This is a genomic window from Bosea sp. RAC05, from assembly GCF_001713455.1.
Taxonomy (GTDB): Bacteria; Pseudomonadota; Alphaproteobacteria; order Rhizobiales; family Beijerinckiaceae; genus Allobosea.
In genome coordinates this window covers 3012150-3028319 of sequence record NZ_CP016464.1, presented here as the reverse complement: position 1 = coordinate 3028319, position 16170 = coordinate 3012150, and the positions used below count along the sequence as shown (strand labels likewise).

Annotated in this window: 13 protein-coding genes; 5 read left to right on the top strand and 8 right to left on the bottom strand. The window is 66.9% G+C overall.

All coding sequences use genetic code 11. The features are described from left to right. Positions 1–37: 37 nt before the first annotated feature. The 5 genes from BSY19_RS17770 to BSY19_RS17750 form a co-directional block, all read right to left on the bottom strand. Complete coding sequence (locus BSY19_RS17770) at positions 38–1546, bottom strand: ABC transporter substrate-binding protein (protein WP_069055302.1); 1509 nt, start codon at positions 1544–1546, stop codon at positions 38–40. 27 nt (positions 1547–1573) lie between these two features. After that, entirely contained in the window at positions 1574–2404 is an 831-nt protein-coding gene (locus BSY19_RS17765) for an ABC transporter permease (protein ID WP_150129656.1), read from the bottom strand. A 35-nt stretch (positions 2405–2439) separates the two neighbouring features. Next, positions 2440–3408: an ABC transporter permease gene (locus BSY19_RS17760; protein WP_210184385.1), complete on the bottom strand. Its 969-nt coding sequence runs from the start codon at positions 3406–3408 to the stop codon at positions 2440–2442. A gap of 103 nt (positions 3409–3511) precedes the next feature. After that, positions 3512–5116, bottom strand: a complete 1605-nt coding sequence (gene ggt, locus BSY19_RS17755; RefSeq protein ID WP_069055299.1) for a gamma-glutamyltransferase — start codon at positions 5114–5116, stop codon at positions 3512–3514. Positions 5117–5366: 250 nt separating this feature from the next. Further along, entirely contained in the window at positions 5367–6143 is a 777-nt protein-coding gene (locus BSY19_RS17750) for a DeoR/GlpR family DNA-binding transcription regulator (RefSeq protein WP_069055298.1), read from the bottom strand. A 118-nt stretch (positions 6144–6261) separates the two neighbouring features. Here BSY19_RS17750 and BSY19_RS17745 point away from each other — a divergent pair, with 118 nt between their 5' ends. From BSY19_RS17745 to BSY19_RS17730, 4 genes are all read left to right on the top strand, one after another. Continuing rightward, entirely contained in the window at positions 6262–7068 is an 807-nt protein-coding gene (locus tag BSY19_RS17745; RefSeq protein ID WP_069055297.1) for an inositol monophosphatase family protein, read from the top strand. Between the two features lie 41 nt (positions 7069–7109). Beyond that, complete coding sequence (locus tag BSY19_RS17740; RefSeq protein ID WP_069055296.1) at positions 7110–8168, top strand: ABC transporter ATP-binding protein; 1059 nt, start codon at positions 7110–7112, stop codon at positions 8166–8168. Beyond that, complete coding sequence (locus BSY19_RS17735) at positions 8165–9808, top strand: ABC transporter permease (RefSeq protein ID WP_171905168.1); 1644 nt, start codon at positions 8165–8167, stop codon at positions 9806–9808. Before BSY19_RS17740 ends, BSY19_RS17735 begins: the two co-directional genes overlap by 4 nt. Positions 9809–9872: 64 nt before the next feature. Then, positions 9873–10895 carry an extracellular solute-binding protein gene (locus BSY19_RS17730; RefSeq protein ID WP_210184384.1) on the top strand — a complete coding sequence of 341 codons (1023 nt, stop codon included), beginning with the start codon at positions 9873–9875 and terminating at the stop codon, positions 10893–10895. A gap of 39 nt (positions 10896–10934) precedes the next feature. Here the strand turns inward: BSY19_RS17730 and phnE are convergent, their stop codons facing one another. From phnE to phnD, 3 genes are read right to left on the bottom strand one after another with little or no spacing between them, the layout of a single operon-like run. Continuing rightward, positions 10935–12563, bottom strand: coding sequence for a phosphonate ABC transporter, permease protein PhnE (phnE, locus tag BSY19_RS28595; RefSeq protein WP_083247680.1), 1629 nt, complete (start codon positions 12561–12563; stop codon positions 10935–10937). After that, positions 12560–13345: a phosphonate ABC transporter ATP-binding protein gene (gene phnC / locus BSY19_RS17720; protein ID WP_069055295.1), complete on the bottom strand. Its 786-nt coding sequence runs from the start codon at positions 13343–13345 to the stop codon at positions 12560–12562. Before phnC ends, phnE begins: the two co-directional genes overlap by 4 nt. A gap of 36 nt (positions 13346–13381) precedes the next feature. Then, positions 13382–14419, bottom strand: coding sequence for a phosphate/phosphite/phosphonate ABC transporter substrate-binding protein (phnD, locus tag BSY19_RS17715; RefSeq protein WP_069057212.1), 1038 nt, complete (start codon positions 14417–14419; stop codon positions 13382–13384). 309 nt (positions 14420–14728) lie between these two features. Between phnD and BSY19_RS17710 the strand changes: the two genes are divergently transcribed. Next, the gene (locus tag BSY19_RS17710) at positions 14729–16045 is read left to right on the top strand and encodes an ABC transporter substrate-binding protein (RefSeq protein ID WP_069055294.1); all 1317 of its coding nucleotides are present in this window, start codon (positions 14729–14731) and stop codon (positions 16043–16045) included. The last annotated feature ends 125 nt before the right edge of the window (positions 16046–16170 follow it).

Below are 16170 nucleotides of genomic sequence, written 5' to 3'. Positions count from 1 at the left end.
GTCGGCGCGCGTATCACGCGCGCCGACGGGGATCAGCTCAGCCGAGCTTCGCGAACTGCAGGCGGAAGGCGCCGTCCGGATACTGCAGCCATTCGAGAGCCTTCGTCGAAGCCTGAAGCGTCGCGGGGAACGTCAGGAACAGCATGGGAGCATCGGCCGCGATCTGCGCCTCAGCCTCGCGGTAGAGCTTCGCGCGATCGGCCTGAACCGGGGCGCTGCGGGCCTTCTCCAGAAGGTCGGTGACCTTGTCGCTCTGGTAGCCCATGAAGTTGTTGGGGCCTGTCTTGGTGAAATAGTTAAACAGGTTGCCGTCAGGGTCGGTCCGGCCCGACCACGGGGACATGCAGAGATCGAAGTCCTTCTGCCTGAGCACCGTGATCAGGCTCGTGGCGTCGATCTGCTTGATTTCTACCTTGAACCCGGCCGCGTTGGCCTGTGCCTGCAGGACCTCTGCCGTGCGGACTTGGACGGGCGAGTTCGTGACGGTGATGGTCACCGGCACCGGAGCCGTGACGCCTGCCTCGGCGAGCAGCTTCTTCGCGCCATCCACGCTCGGCTTGTAGGGCGCGAAGGCGGCATCGTGGGCCCAAGCCATGGACGGTGGGATGCCGCCGGACGCGATGGCGCCTGTGCCGAAGTAGACAGCGCGCAGGATCGCCTGCTTGTCGATCGCCGTCGTAAACGCCTGGCGGATCTTGATGTTGTCGAAGGGCGCCCGCGTCGTGTTGAAGGAGAAGGCGTTGAAACCGAGGCCCGGCGCCTGCTTGAGCGTCACGCTGGCTTCGCGCGCGAGCTGACTCACAGACTGGGCCGGCACGGCGTCGACGAGCTGAACGGTGCCCGAGCGCAGGTTGGCGAGCCGGACGGTCTCATCGGCGATCGGCCGGAACACGACACGCTCGATAGGCGCCGGACCGCGCCAATAGCCTGGGAACGCCTCGAGCACGAGCTCGGCGTTCTTCGTCCAGCTGACGAGCTTGTAGGGCCCGGCCCCGACCGCCTTGGTCGCGAAGTCGGCGCCCAGCGCCTTGACGGCCGTTGGCGAGACCAGCATCCCCGCGCGGTTCGACAGAACCTGCAGCAGCGGCGCGTAGGGCGCCTTGAGCTTGATGGTGAACGTCAACGGGCCAGTGACCGTGACGGTATCGACCGGGGCCAATTCGCTGCGGCGAGGAGAGCCGAGCGCCGGGTCGAGGACACGGTCGAAATTCGCTTTGGCCGCAGCCGCGTCGATCGGCGTGCCGTCATGGAAAGTCAGATTGGGCTTGAGCGCAAAATTGTAGGTCAGCGGGTCCGGCGTCTCGACACTGGCGAGACCGGGCTCGATCGTCAGGTCCGGCCTGACATGGACCAAAGGCTCGAACAGGTTGTACTGCACCGAGATCTCAAAGAACGACCCCATCATGGCCGGATCCAGCGTCACCGGGTCCGAGACGATACCGACCGTCAGGGTCTTTGCGGCCTGCGCCCAGGCTGGGAGGGCAGAAGCGGCGATGGGGGCCGAAGCCAGAAGGGCCAGCAGGCGGCGCCGGGTCGTCATCGACATCGTGTTCTCCTCTTGCATGGTGGGGGGTCAGTCGCGGGGATCGAAACGGTCGCGCAGGCCGTCGCCGAGCAGATTGCAGCCGAGCACGGTGAGGAAGATGGCTCCGCCCGGAAACCAGGCCAGCCAAGGCGCCAGCTCCATGAAGCCGATGGCGTTGCGCAGCATGTTGCCCCAGGTCGGCGTCGGCGGCTGAACGCCAAGACCGAGGAACGAGAGGTAGGACTCTGTGATGATCGCGGACGCGAACAGCAACGAGCCTTGCACGATGACGGGAGCGAGAATATTCGGCAGCACCGTGCGAAGCAGGATCCGACTGTGGCTGCTGCCCAGCGACCGTGCGGCCTCGACATAGTCGAGCCGGGCCACCACGAGGGTCTGCGCACGGGCCAGCCTGGCGAAGATCGGCAGATTCACGACCGCGATGGCCAGCACAGCATTGGTCAGGCTCGGTCCGAGCACTGCCGTGATCGCGAGAGCCAGCAGAATGCTCGGAAAGGCGAAGATGACGTCCATCACGCGCATGATCAGCGTGTCGGGGAGCCCCCCCGCATAGCCCGCGATCAAGCCGAGCACCGTGCCGATCGCCGCGGCCGCCACGACGCTGAGCACGCCGACGAACAGCGACGCGCGCGCGCCGTAGATGATGCGCGAGAGAACGTCCCGCCCGAGGTCATCGGTGCCCAACCAGTGGGCCGAGCCGGGTGGCGACAGCGTGTTGATGAAGTCCGGCGCTTCGGGATCGAAGGGGGCAAGCCAGCCTGCGAAGACAGCGGCCACGACAGCGAGCAGAACCAAACCCAGCCCCGCTGCCGAGCGCGGGTCGCGAAGCAAGCCTCGCACGACGCGGGCGAAGCCCATCGGCGGCAGAGGCGACAGGGCTTCGACCGGAGCGCTCATGCGAGCCGGATCCGGGGATCGAGGAGGGTGTAGAGCAGATCCGTGAGCAGGTTGATCGTGACGAACAGCGTCGCGGTGAGCAGCACGGCGCCCTGAACCACCGGGTAGTCTCGCGCGAAGATGGCATCCACGGTCAGTTTGCCGATCCCGGGCCAGGAAAACACCGTCTCGGTAATGACGACGCCGCCTAGGAGTTGGCCCAGCTGGATGCCGAGCAGCGTGACGATCGGGATGCGAGCGTTGGCCAGCGCGTGCCCCCACACCACCGCGCGTGGGCCGAGCCCCTTGGCTCGGGCCGTCCGCACGAAATCCGAGCGCAGGATCTCCAGCATCGTCGCCCGCGTCATGCGCATCGTGGCCGCGGCGAGAGCAGCGCCCAGCGTCAGTGCCGGCAGGGTCAGATGTCGCAAGTGAGCGAGCGGGTCGACGAGGGGTGAGACGTACCCTGAGGCTGGGAAGATCGGATAGGCGATGGACAGCGACAGGATCAGAAGAATGCCGAGCCAGAAGCTCGGCATCGATAAGCCGAACAGCGCGATGAGCGAGGCGCCGTAATCGGCGGCGCTGTTGCGCCTGGTCGCGGCGACGATGCCGGCGGGGATCGCGATCAACAGCGAGATGATCAACGCCGCGGTCGCCAGGAGCGCCGTCGGGCCAAGCGCTCCCAGGAGGAGCGGCAGGACCTCGCGCCCGCCCTGGACCGACCGGCCGAAATCTCCCGTGATGACGCGTGATATCCAGTGGAGGTATTGCAGGGGCAGCGGGTCGTCGAGCGCCAGGCGCAGCCGCATGGCCGAAATCGCCGCCTGGTCGGCCTCAAGGCCGAGCATGGCGATGACAGGGTCGCCCGGGACCAGCCTCATCAGCAGAAAGGTCACGACCGAAACCCCGAACAGGATCGGGAGCAGGCTCAGGAGGCGTGAAGCGACATATCGAGCCATGAAACCTAATTTGAACCGGTTCAAAGCCGAATGAACAATGTTGCCCCCGATGCGTCAACGTCACCGCGGTCGCGTCAGGGGGGGCGTGCAACCAGAAGAGCGTAGTCGCACCAGTCTGCTGTCGCGATCAGACGGCCAGCGCCACCCCATCCTTGCGGTGATCGGTGGCCCCGAACATCACGCCGCGCTCGTGATCGACATAGATCGCCTGGCAGCCCCCCAGGGGTTCGTCGACGATCATGGTCCGATGGCCGCGGGAGATCAGGATATCGATGGCTTCCTGCGAGACGGTCGGCTCCAACTGAAGCGTCCCGTCGAAGGCAAAGCTGCGTGGCAGATCGGACGCAGCCTGGATGTCGAGCCCCCGATCCACCACGGCCGAGAGGATATGGGCATGTCCTGTCGCCTGGTACTGGCCGCCCATGACGCCCACGGCCAGGGTTGGTTTGCCCGCCTTGAGGGCAAGGCCTGGGATAATCGTATGGAAGGGGCGCTTGCGGGGGGCAATCGCGTTTGGATGGCCTTCGATCAGGCGAAAGCCGGCGCCACGGTTCTGCAACAGCACGCCGCTGTCGGGGGCATAAATGCCGCTGCCGAACGCGAAGAACAGCGAATTGATGAATGAGACGAGATTCCCGTCGCGGTCGGCGACGCAGATATAAGCGGTGTCACGATGCACGGGCATGTCGAAGGTTGAGGCCTCCGAAGCGCGTCGTGGATCGATCAGGCCGGACAAGTGCGCGACGGTGGTGTCCGACAGAAGCGCGTCGACATCGACCGGGCGGCTGTCAGGATCGCAGATCAGGGCATCGCGCTGCCGATAGGCGGCCTTGGTCGCCTCCGCCAGCAGATGGATGCGGTCCGCCTCCGAGAGCGTATCCGACGAGAGATCGTGGCGCGCCAGCAGCCTCAGGATCAGCAAAGCGGCGACGCCCTGGCCCGCCGGCGGGCATTCGAGCATGTGATGGTCGCGATAATCGGCGCCCACCGGCGCACGATATGTCGCCTCGTAGCCGGCCAGGTCGTCCAGTGTCATCAAGCCACCGCGCGATTGCAGAGCCCGCACGATGCTGTCTGCGACGGTGCCCCGGTAGAACGCGTCGGCGCCACGCGAGGCGATCGCGCGCAGTGTCGTGGCCAGGGCCGGATGAACAAGGCGCGCGCCGATGGCGGGCGGCTTTCCGCCCGGCAGGTAGACCGCGGATCCATCGCCGTGGCGTGAAAGACGGTCGCCGTACCGGGCCCAGTCGAGTCCCGCACGCGGGGTCACGACAAATCCGTCTTCAGCGGCTCGGATGGCGGGCTCCAGCACCCGATCGAGCGGCAGCCGGCCGTGATCGCCATGAAGCCGGCACCAGGCCGAGATCGCGCCCGGCACCGTGACGGCATGGACGGAGTCATCCGCGATCGCGCTCATCCCACGTTCGAGGAACCAGCCGAGTTCGGCTGCCGCGGGAGCGCGCCCGGACCCATCGATCGCCACAGGTGTCCCGCTGGCGGGCGCATAAAGAGCGAAGCAGTCGCCGCCGATGCCTGTCATGTGGGGATCGACCACGCTTTGGAGCGCTATTGCCGCGATGGCTGCATCGACCGCGTTGCCACCGGTGCGCAAAACATCGATTGCCGTCAGCGTTGCGAGCGGATGGGACGTCGCCGCTATGCCGCGGTCGCCCACCGCGAGCGAGCGTCCCTGGCGCATGAAGTCGCGTTCACCCCAACTCGCTGTAAGCATGACAAGGCCGTCCTTTCGTGGCGGTTTCTATCAAGGCCACCACTCAAGGGCATCCCCATGTTGAGCAGGGCAGTGTTGTGCCGACGCCGGGCCGAATGGGCGGCTATGTCCCCCGGAGCGAAACGCCATTTCCTGACGCTGGGCTGATGCCCGCTGGCGGACCTTCATCGCAGGCGTCGCCATCCTGGCATCGGGTTGTTAGCCCCAACGCGCGAAGGACGAGGGGCAGGGACGTCTCGATGGCGACGGCCTAGGCATTCGCGACGACGATCCGTCCGATCACCTTCGACAGGGCTGCCAGCGCGGGCGACGCTTCCGCCTTGCGGTCGGTGACCAGCGTCGACACCTCGGCTGTCTCGCAGAAGCGGACGCGACTGGTGACACCGACCTTCGAATGATCGGCAATCAGCACGACAGAGGCTGAATTTCGGACCATGGCCCGGGCGATTTCGGCCGTATGTTCGAAGAAGTTGGTCGCCGCCCCTTCGATGTCGATGCCGAAGGGGGATAGCAGAGCCATGTCCGCCTTGAAGCGGTGGATGTCGTTGATGGTCGACGCGCCGCCGGTCTCGGGAGGTTCATGCACGATCTCGCCGCCGAGCAGGAAGACTCGGGTTCCCGTCGTCTTCTGGGTCGAGGCCATGATCGTGGCCACCTGAAGCGAGTTGGTCAGGATGTTCAGCCCGGAGATCAGCTTGAGTTCCTCGGCGAGGGCCGCCGTCGTCGTTCCGCCATCGAGGAACAGCGTCTGCCCGCTCCGCACCAGCCGTGCGGCTGCGTGCGCGATCGCCCGCTTTTCCTTCAGCCGAACCGTCGAACGGGCCTCGTAAGACGGGTCCTGCTGCTCGGGCAGCCTCACCGCTCCGCCATGGACCCGCCGCAGGCTGCCTTGCCGTTCCATCGCGAGCAGGTCACGGCGGATGGTCTCGGTGGAAACGCCGAACTCCTGAACGAGCCGATCGACCGAGACGCTGTCGAAGGTCTGGAGCAGCGTGCGAATGCGCTGCTTTCGCTCTTCCTGCCACATGCACTTGCCTTTCCGGCGGCCGCCATCACGGCATGATTCAACTCAAACGCTATAAAACCCACATTGCCACAATTTCCCACAAATGCTAGATCGTCCCCGGGGTCAGGGAGGGGAGCTGATGCGCGCCGGGAACGATGTGTCGGGATGGCTCGACATGGCCGACCGGCTGGCTGCGGAAAGCGGCGCCATCCTGAGGGAGGCGGCAGCGTCGCGGCCCGAGGTCGAGGTCAAGCCGGACCGGAGTTTCGTGACAGCGCTCGATGCCCGGATCGAGCATCGCCTGCGCGAGCTGCTGGCCGACGCGTATCCCGGGCATGGCGTTCTCGGGGAAGAGCAGGGCGGCCAGGATCTCGATGCCGAGCATGTCTGGGTGCTCGACCCGATCGACGGTACGGCCGCCTTCATCGCCGGCATGCCGGTCTACGGCACGCTGATTGCCCTGATGCAGGCGGGCGAGCCGATCATCGGCATCATCGACCATCCGATCACTGGCGAGCGCTGGCTGGGCGTGAAGGGGAGGGCGACCCTCTACAACGGCGCGCCCTGCCGCACCCGGTCCTGCGACAGGCTGGCCGACGCCATCATGTCGGCGAGCAATCCCGACTTCTTCGACGACGAGGAGCGGCCCGCGCTCGACGCGCTGCGCGACGCCACGGCCTGGCGCATCTGGGGCGGGGCCTGCATGAGCTATGGGCGGATCGCGTCGGGCCGCATCGACGTGGCGCTGGATACCCGGCTCAAGCTCTGGGACATCGCCCCCTTCCGCCCGATCATCGAAGGCGCCGGGGGCGTCATCACCGATTGGGAGGGGGCCCCGATCACGCAGGCGACCGGCCCGCGCATTCTGGTAGCCGGGGACCCGGCCCGGCACCGCGAAGCGCTCATCGCCGTCGAGCGGGCCATGACGGGCCGGCCGGCGACATAGCGCGCAACGATCCAGCGGAGCGACAATCTCGAGGGGATGGCATGGGAATCGCAATCGAGGATCTGGCCGTCGCCTATGGCGGGACCCGCGTCATCGACGGGCTCGCGCTGACGATCGAGCCCGGCTCGTTCTTTACGCTGCTGGGGCCGAGCGGGTGCGGCAAGACGACTCTGCTGCGGACGATCGCCGGGTTCGTGCCGGCCGAGCGCGGACGCCTGCGTTTCGGCGGTCAGGAGGTGACGCATCTGCCGCCGCACCGGCGCGACATCGGCATGGTCTTCCAGGACTATGCGCTGTTTCCCGACAAGACCGTCTTCGACAACGTCGCCTACGGCCTGCGCGCCCGCAAGCAAGCCGACAATCTGGTCAGGGCCAGGGTCGGAGCGGCGCTGGAACGGGTCGGTCTCGGCCATCTCGGGGAGCGCCATCCGGCCGCGCTCTCGGGCGGACAGCGGCAGCGCGTGGCGCTTGCGCGCGCGCTGGTCATCCAGCCGCGGGTGCTGCTGATGGACGAGCCACTCTCCAACCTCGATGCCAAGCTGCGCCTCCAGGTCCGTGAAACCATCGTCGAACTCCAGCGCGAAGCGAAGATCACCACAGTCTTCGTCACCCATGATCGCGAGGAGGCGCTGGCGATGTCGGACCGGATCGGCGTGATGAACAAGGGCCGGCTGGAACAGGTCGGGACACCCGCCACGATCTATCGCGAGCCGGCAACCGGCTACGTCGCCGACTTCGTCGGCGGCGCCAATCTGGTCGAGGTCGAGACCGGGAGGCGGCAGGCAGGGGAGGTCGGTCCGGTGGCTTTTGACGGGATGAGCCTGGCTGCGCGCGCACCCGCGGCGCTGCCGGCCGGCCGCGCCATCCTCGTCGCGCGGCCGGAAGACATCGTCATGGTCGGAGGGGAGGCGCTGGACGCCCTCCCGGCGACCATCGCCCATCGCCAGTATCTCGGCGGCAAGACGAGCTACAAGGTGGCGTTCGCCGGTGGCCGGGTGCTGGCGGTCGATCTGCAGAACGGCGCGCATGACCGCTTCGAACCCGGCGCCCGCGTGGGGCTCGTCCTCGACCCGGGCAAGACCCTGGTGCTGGCGTCATGAGCGCGCAGCTGCGCTCGGTCTGGTTCTGGCTGTCCGCGCTGGCGCTGGCGATCCTCGCGGTCTTCCTGCTCTATCCGCTACTGAACGTGCTCACCGGCAGCTTCGGTGGCAGCAGCGGCCGCTCGGGCTGGGCGATGCTGGCAGCCGATCCGAAATACGCCACCGCCATCGTCAACACCATCGCGCTCGGCCTGGCCGTGACCCTGACCACGACGCTGATCGGCGTGCCGCTGGCCTATTTCACGGCGCGGTTCTCGTTCCCCGGCAAGGGCATCGTCGCCGTGCTGCCGCTGGTCACGCTCGTGATCCCGGAGGTCATCGCCGCCCAGACCTGGCTGATGATGCTCGGCAACAACGGCTTCATCACCCGCTGGCTCGGCGCGAGGGGCATCGACATCCCGAGCTTCTACGGTTGGCCCGGCCTGATCACGGTGATGACCTTCACCTACTACACCTATGTCTACATCGGCACGCTGGCCGCAATCCGCGGCTTCGACGTGCAGCTCGAGGAGGCCGCGCAGAGTCTGGGCACCTCGCCCGCACGTTCGCGGCTCAACGTCATGCTGCCCGTGGTGCTGCCGTCGGTGCTGGCGAGTGCGCTTCTGGTATTCACCCTCGTCGTCGGGAATTTCGCGACAGCGACGATCCTCGGCAGCCGGGTCCCGCTGTTGTCGGTGCTGACCTATCAGGCGGCCGTCGCCGAGGGCGGCTCCGATCCGGTGATGCAGTCGACGCTGGCCAGCGTGTCGATCGCGCTCGTCATGATCGTGCTCTTCGTCCAGCGCTGGATCGTCTCGCGCGGGCGTCACGAGGTCACCCAGGGCCGCGGCGCGCGGGCGCAATCGCTGCGCGGCCTGCCCGGGCTCGTCACGGGGCTGCTGGCCGGTTTGCTCGTCATCGTCTCGCTGCTGCCGCTCGGCTCGATCGTGATCGGCGCCTTCACGGTGTCGCGCGGCCCGGTGATGCGCTGGGGTGAGTGGACGACCGTCCATGTCGAGCGGCTCTTCCGCATCGCGCCCGATCCCGTGCTGAACACGCTGACCTATGCGGCGGTGGCAACCCTCATCGGCATCACCTTCAGCGCCATCGTCAGCTACCTGATCGTCAAGAAACGCACGATCCTGACCCCGGCGCTCGACTACCTGACGGCGCTTCCTCTCGCCCTGTCGGGGACCATCATCGGCATCGGCCTTCTGATGTCGTTCAACACCGGCTTCCTGCCCCTGACGGGGACGGCGAGCATCATCGTGCTGGCCTACATCGTCCGCCGGCTGCCGTTCGGGATCCGCAACGCGTCCTCGACGCTCTACAACATTCCCAACTCGATCGAGGAGGCGTCGATCAGCCTCGGTGTGCCGCCGGTGGCGACCTTCTTCAAGGTGGTGCTGCCACTGATGCTGCCGGCCATCGCGGCCGCCGCCGTGCTGACCTGGACGACCACCGTCGCCGAGCTCTCGGCCTCGATCATCGTCTATTCCGGCGGCCGCGAGACCATGCCGATCCAGATCTTCAAGCTGATCGATTCCAATCTGATGGCCTCGGCCTCGGCCTACGGGTTGGTCCTCGTCGCGGTGATCCTGATCCCGATCCTCGTCGCCACCCGCATCTTCAGGGTCGACCTGTTCTCGTCCAAGAGCTGAGCCGACGCGTCACGAAACAACCGGCGCGGGGACAGTGACCCGCGACCATCAGGAGGGAACTACCATGAAGGGATCGACCATGACCAAGACCATCGACCGCCGCACACTGCTCGCCGGGCTTGCGGGCCTGTCCGCCATACCCGCCTTCGGCCCGGCCATGGCGCAGGCCGCTGCGGGCAATGTGGTGCTCTACACCTCCAACAACGCCCAGTCGGTCGACGCCATCCTCGGCGTCGCCAAGGACAAGCTGCCCAATGTGAAGATCAGCACGATCACCGGCGGCTCGGGCCAGCTGCTGCGCCGGCTGGAGGCAGAGGCCGGCAAGCCGCAGGGCGACCTGTTCTGGAGTTCCAGCGCCAACACGCTCGGCGCCTTCACGCAGCTGTTCGAGCCCTATGCCTCGCCGGAGGCCGCGAGCATCCCGGCCGCCCTGCGCCATCCGCAGAGCCTGTGGACGGCGTCGAACGTCCATCTCGTCGTGGCGATGATCAACAAGAACCAACTCGGCGGGACGCCTGCGCCCAAGAGCTGGAAGGACCTGCTCGCCCCGGCCTTCAAGGGCAAGATCATCATCGCAGACCCGGCCAACAGTTCGACCGCCTATACGATCCTCTGGGGCATCGACAAGCTGCTCGGGCCCGACGCGCTCAAGACCCTGGCCGGCAACCTGACGGTATCGAGCGCGGCCTCGACCGTCCTGCGCAGTGTCGCTCAGGGCGAATATGCCGTCGGGCTGACCTTCGAATCCAATGCCTATGCCTATGTCGCCGGTGGGCAGCGCGAAATCTCGCTGCTCTATCCTGCGGAGGGGACGTTCTCGACGCCGGAGTTCCAGGTGCTGGTGAAGGGCGCGCCTGCCGGCGCCACAGCGAAAGCGGCCTATGATCTGCTGCTCTCGAAGGAGGTGCAGATCGCCCTGCTCGAGGCCGCCTTCCGGCGTCCGAGCCGGTCTGACATCGATGTCGCCAAGCATGCCGACCTGCCCGCCATGGCCAGCATCAAGATCTTCGACACAGATGAGACCGAGGCGGCGGCAAAGCGCGAGGAGTTTCTGAAGCGCTGGCAGTCTTATCTCGCCCCGAAGTAAGGCTCCGCTTCCCCGCGCATCGGATCGTCCGATCCCCCGCTAGATGACCCGCGACCTGATGGTCGCGGTGACGATCTCGGTCACGACGACGACCGCGAAGATCACCAGGAGCACGAGGCCGACCTGGTCCCAGTAGAGGTTGTCCATCGAGGCTTGCAGCGCGACGCCCAGCCCCCCCGCGCCGACCAGCCCGAGGACCGCGCTCTCGCGGACATTGATGTCCCAGCGGAACAGGCTCACCGCCAGGAAGGCCGGCTTTACCTGGGGCCAGAAGCCCTTCAGCAGGATGGCGCGGCGCGAGGCGCCTGCGGCACGCAGCGCTTCGATCGGGCCCGCTTTCGCTTCCTCGATCGCCTCGGACAGGAACTTGCCGGTGAAGCCGATCGAGTGGATCGCCACCGCCATCACACCCGCCAGCGCGCCCGGCCCGAAGACGGCGACGAACAGCAGCGCCCAGACCAGCGTATGCACCGAGCGCGTCGCGACGAGGATGAAGCGGCCGAGCGCATTGACCCAGGGCGACGGCGCGACATTGCGGGCGCACATCAGGGCGACCGGGGTCGCGAGCAGGACGGCGAGGATCGTGCCCAGCGTTGCGGTATGCAGCGTCTCGACCAGGGCGGTGCCGACGGTCTTGCCGAAATAACTCCAGTCGATCGGCCACATCCGCCCGAACAGGTCCGCGGTCTGCTGCGGCGCGTCGTAGAGAAATTCCGGGATGACCTCGATGGTCTGGACCGACCAGCCGAGCGCCAGCGCCGCCAGCCCCCAGAACGCCAGCCTCAGGCCGCGTTCCAGCGGCGTGAACCGGCGCCACAGCCGGCCCTGCGGGCTCTCGACCACGAGGCCGGACGGGGCCTCGTCCTGGTAGATCCGCCGCATGAAGGCGGAGAGCACCTCGCCCGCCATCACGGTGACGATGATCGCGATGATGATGGTCAGGACGAAATCATAGTCGAAGCGCTGGAAGGCGGTGAACAGCGTCGCCCCGATGCCGCCGCCGCCGACGAGGCCGACCAGCGCGGAATTGCGCAGGTTGGAGTCGAGCTGGTAGGCGGCAAAGCCGATGAAGCGCGGCAGCACCTGGGGCACTACGCCCATCGTCACCACCGAGAGGAACGGCGCGCCGGCGGCGCGCAGCGCCTCGATAGGCTTCATCGACATCTCTTCGATGGCTTCGGCGATCAGCTTGGCGATGAAGCCGAGCGTCGCGACCACCAGCGCCATCACGCCGGCCAGCGCACCGAAGCCCACCGCCTTGACGAACAGGATGGCGACGATGACCGGATGGAAGGTGCGGCACAGCGCGATGACGCCGCGCGCCGCGACGGTCACCGGCAGGGGCATCAGGTTGCGCGCGGCAAACAGTCCGAGCGGCAGGGCCAGCAGCACGCCCGCCGCCGTCGCGATGATCGCGATCTGCAGCGATTCCAGCATCCCCGACCACAAGAGCTGCATCTTGTCGGCGGCGGTGTTGGGCGGAAACATCCGGCCGATGAAGCGGGCGCCATTGTCGAGCCCCAGGACGAAACGCTCCCAGCGGATGTCGAGGATCTGCGCGGCATAGGCGACATAGACGAGAAACAGCGCCGCGCCGATGCGCAGGGGCCAGTTTGGCGGAAAGGCGCGGGCGCGCAGGCTTCCCGAGGCGAGCGGAGGTGCGCTCATTCCATCCAGCCTTCGCCGCCGTAGATCTCCGCCAGATGGCTGTCCTGCAGTCCGGCCGGTGGCCCGTCATAGACCACCATGCCCTTCGACATGCCGATGATGCGCAGGGCGTAGCGCTTCGCCAGCGCGACGTTATGGATGTTGACCAGCACCGGAATGTCGCGCTCGCGCCCGACCTGCGCCAGCAGTTCCATGATCTCGACGGAGGTCTTGGGGTCGAGCGAGGAGGTCGGCTCGTCGGCGAGGACCAGATCGGGGTCCTGCATCACCGCGCGCGCGATGCCGACGCGCTGGCGCTGACCGCCCGAGAGCTGGTCGGCACGCCGGGTGGCGAATTCGCCCAGCCCCACTGAATCGAGCAGCGAGAAGGCGCGGGCGATGTCGGCCTCCGGGAAGCGCCGTGTCCAGGCGCGCCAGACCGGCACATAGCCGAGCCGGCCGCAGAGCACGTTCTCGATCACCGTCAGCCGCTCGACGAGGTTGTACTCCTGGAAGACCATGCCGAGACGGCGCCGCGCCTGGCGCAGGGCCTCGCCCTGGAGCTTCGCCAGGTCCGTGCCGCCGAGCAGGATCGAGCCCGATGTCGGATCGACCAGCCGGTTGATGCAGCGGATCAGCGTCGATTTGCCGGTGCCCGACGGGCCGATGATCGCGACGATGCCCGGCTCGGAGACCGTCAGCGAGATGTCGCGCAGCACCGGCTGTCCGGGCCGGTACTCCTTGACGAGGTTGCGGATGACGAGCGCCCGGCCCTGGCCGGACGCCACAGGCAGGGCGCTCATGATGGGAAAACCTCGTTCGACGACGGCGTCTTGTGATCAGGGCGCCTTGGCCGGCGCCGCGTTCTTCTTGGCGAGCGCGTCCGCCTCGCGCTTGGCCTCGGCGTCATAGGCCGACTTGTTGTAGGGCGTTCCCGACTTCTCGGCGACATCGCGCACCACCGCCCAGTCTTTCTGGTAGGTGATCGGCAGGAAGCGGTCGTCGCCGTTGAACTCCTTGGTCATCTCGGGCGTGAAGCGGAAGGAGTAGAAGCAGTCGGTCAGCTTCTTGGCGAGTTCGGGCTTGAGGTCGTGGGCATAGGCGAATGACGAGGTCGGGAAGATCGCGCTGCGGTAGATCTCGCGCACATCCTCCTTCTTGATCGTGCCGCGCACGATCATGCGCTCGTAGACGTCGCCGGCGACCGCGCCCATGTCGTAGTCACCCGAGACGACGCCGAGGATCGACTTGTCGTGCCCGCCCGACATCAGCGGCTTGTAGTCGGTCTCCGCCGTCAAGCCGTGCTCGGGGAAGAGGACGCGGGGTGCGAGATTGCCCGAATTGGACGAGGGCGAGGTGTGAGCGACCTTCTTGCCCTTCAGGTCGGAGAGCTTCTGATAGGGGCTCGAGGCCTTGACCACGGCGACGAGGTTGTAGCCGCGAACGCCCTCGGACGAGCCTTTCGCGGCGAAGGGCACGGCGCCGGCGAGGTTGACCGCAAAGCCGGTGGGGCCCGTCGAGAATCCGGCGAAATGCAGCCGTCCCGAGCGCATCGCCTCGATCTCGGCCGAATTGGACTGGACCGGGTAGTAGACGATCCGCTTGCCGGTGCAGGTGGCGAGATGGTCGCTCAGCGGCTTGAAGATGTTGGCGTAGACGGCCGGATCCTCGACCGGCGTATAAGCCCAGACCAGCGCGGAGGGGTCCTTCCACCTCTTCGGGTCGGTGGGGGCGTCGGCGACGAGGTCGCGATCCGCGTCGCAATACATCGTGTCGAGCTGGCCCCGGTTGGGGCAGGTGTCCTGGGCCGCGGCCTGGCTGCTCCAGCCGCCCAGACTCAGGACCAGCAGCGACGCCGTCGCCGCGAGATGGGTCATTTTGAGGCTCATCGAACATTTCTCCCGCGCTGCCGGTTCGTCCGGCTTGCTGCAGGTATGTGACACAAAACCGTCATATTCAACCCGCGAGCCGGCCCTCCCGCTCGGACCATCGCCCAGCCATGGCCGTCGGCCCGGTCACGGATTGCCTGGGCATGTGGCAGCATGGGGCCCGGTGCAGTAGGGCAGGGTGACAAGCCGAGGGTGGATATGACAGTTTCATGACGCGCATGGCGGCGAGCCGCCGAGCTACGCATGTCCGGCCTCGATGCCGGGCGCGGTCAATCAGTCCGGGAGGTCACGGTTGCGATGAAGACACTGGTTCTGGCGATGGCTCTCGCCGTCACATCCTCGCTGGCCCTGGCCCAGGCCCCGGCGGGCAAGGTCACGGTCGTCACCTCCTTCTCGAAGGACGTCACGGACCCGATCAAGAAGGCGTTCGAAAAGGCGACGCCCGGCGTCACGCTCGAGGTCCAGAACCGCAACACCAATGCCGGCGTGAAGTATCTTGAGGAGACCAAGGCGAACAACCAGGTCGATCTGTTCTGGGCCTCGGCGCCGGACGCCTTCGAGGTGCTCAAGGGCAAGCAGTTGCTCAGCCCCTACAAGCCCAAGGCGACCGGCATCCCCGAGAAGATCGGCTCCTACCCGATCAACGACCCCGCCGGCTTCTATGCGGGCTTCGCGGCCTCCGGTTACGGCATCATGTGGAACGAGCGCTATGCCCGCGCCAACAAGCTGCCCGAACCGAAGGAGTGGCAGGACCTGGCCAAGCCCGTCTTCTTCGACCATGTCGCGATCGCGGCGCCCTCGCGCTCGGGCACGACCCATCTGACGATCGAGACGATTCTGCAGGGGGAGGGCTGGGACAAGGGCTGGCGCACCATCAAGGAGATGGCGGGTAATTTTCGCGCGATCAACGAGCGCTCCTTCGGCGTTCCCGAGCAGGTCAATTCCGGCCAGGTCGGCGTCGGCATCGTGATCGACTTCTTCGCCTTCTCGGCGCAGGCCTCGGGCTTTCCGGTCAAGTTCGTGTATCCGAGCGTGACCACGGTCGTGCCCGCCAATGTCGGCATCGTCGCCAACGGGCCCAACCGGGCTGCCGCCGAGGCCTTCGTCGAGTTCCTGCTCTCGCCCGCGGGGCAGGAGGTCCTCCTCGAGCCCGGCATCCGCCGTCTGCCGGTCAATCCGGCCGTCTATGCCAAGGCCGGCGCCGACTATCCGAACCCCTTCACCGATGCGCGCTTCCAGAAGATGATCGGCTTCGACGTCGACAAATCGGAAGCCCGCACCGCCGTCGTCGACACGCTGTTCGACCAGCTGATCTCGTTCCAGCTCGATGCGCTCAAGGGCGTCACCAAGACGCTGCACGAGGTGGAGGCGGCACTGGCGAAGAAGCCGAACCCGCAGGCCAAGGCCCTGCTGGAAGAGGCCCGCACCCTCATCGTCGCCATGCCGGTCAGCGAGACCCAGGCCTCCAGCGCCGAACTGCGCGGCGCCTTCACCGGCGGCAAGGAGAAGGGCGCCCGCCAGGCCGAGGTCGAGGCGCAATGGGCGAGCTTCGCCCGCGACAGCTACGCCAAGGCGAAGGCCAAGGCCGAAGAGGCGCTCAAGGCGGCGAAGTAAGCCGTCCGCACCTCAACCGTCATCCCGGACAAGCGGCGAGGCCGCGTCGATCCGGGATCCATCGTCGAGCGCAACGCCCTGCGATGGATCCCGGCACTCCGATTCGCTGCGGCCGGGATGACGCC

Coding starts and splice junctions, on each gene's coding strand:
- BSY19_RS17770 (WP_069055302.1), bottom strand. CDS start 1,546: ATGTCGATGACGACCCGGCGCCGCCTGCTGGCCCTTCTGGCTTCGGCC.
- BSY19_RS17765 (WP_150129656.1), bottom strand. CDS start 2,404: ATGGGCTTCGCCCGCGTCGTGCGAGGCTTGCTTCGCGACCCGCGCTCG.
- ggt (WP_069055299.1), bottom strand. CDS start 5,116: ATGCTTACAGCGAGTTGGGGTGAACGCGACTTCATGCGCCAGGGACGC.
- BSY19_RS17750 (WP_069055298.1), bottom strand. CDS start 6,143: ATGTGGCAGGAAGAGCGAAAGCAGCGCATTCGCACGCTGCTCCAGACC.
- BSY19_RS17745 (WP_069055297.1), top strand. CDS start 6,262: ATGCGCGCCGGGAACGATGTGTCGGGATGGCTCGACATGGCCGACCGG.
- BSY19_RS17740 (WP_069055296.1), top strand. CDS start 7,110: ATGGGAATCGCAATCGAGGATCTGGCCGTCGCCTATGGCGGGACCCGC.
- BSY19_RS17735 (WP_171905168.1), top strand. CDS start 8,165: ATGAGCGCGCAGCTGCGCTCGGTCTGGTTCTGGCTGTCCGCGCTGGCG.
- BSY19_RS17730 (WP_210184384.1), top strand. CDS start 9,873: ATGAAGGGATCGACCATGACCAAGACCATCGACCGCCGCACACTGCTC.
- phnE (WP_083247680.1), bottom strand. CDS start 12,563: ATGAGCGCACCTCCGCTCGCCTCGGGAAGCCTGCGCGCCCGCGCCTTT.
- phnC (WP_069055295.1), bottom strand. CDS start 13,345: ATGAGCGCCCTGCCTGTGGCGTCCGGCCAGGGCCGGGCGCTCGTCATC.
- phnD (WP_069057212.1), bottom strand. CDS start 14,419: ATGACCCATCTCGCGGCGACGGCGTCGCTGCTGGTCCTGAGTCTGGGC.
- BSY19_RS17710 (WP_069055294.1), top strand. CDS start 14,729: ATGAAGACACTGGTTCTGGCGATGGCTCTCGCCGTCACATCCTCGCTG.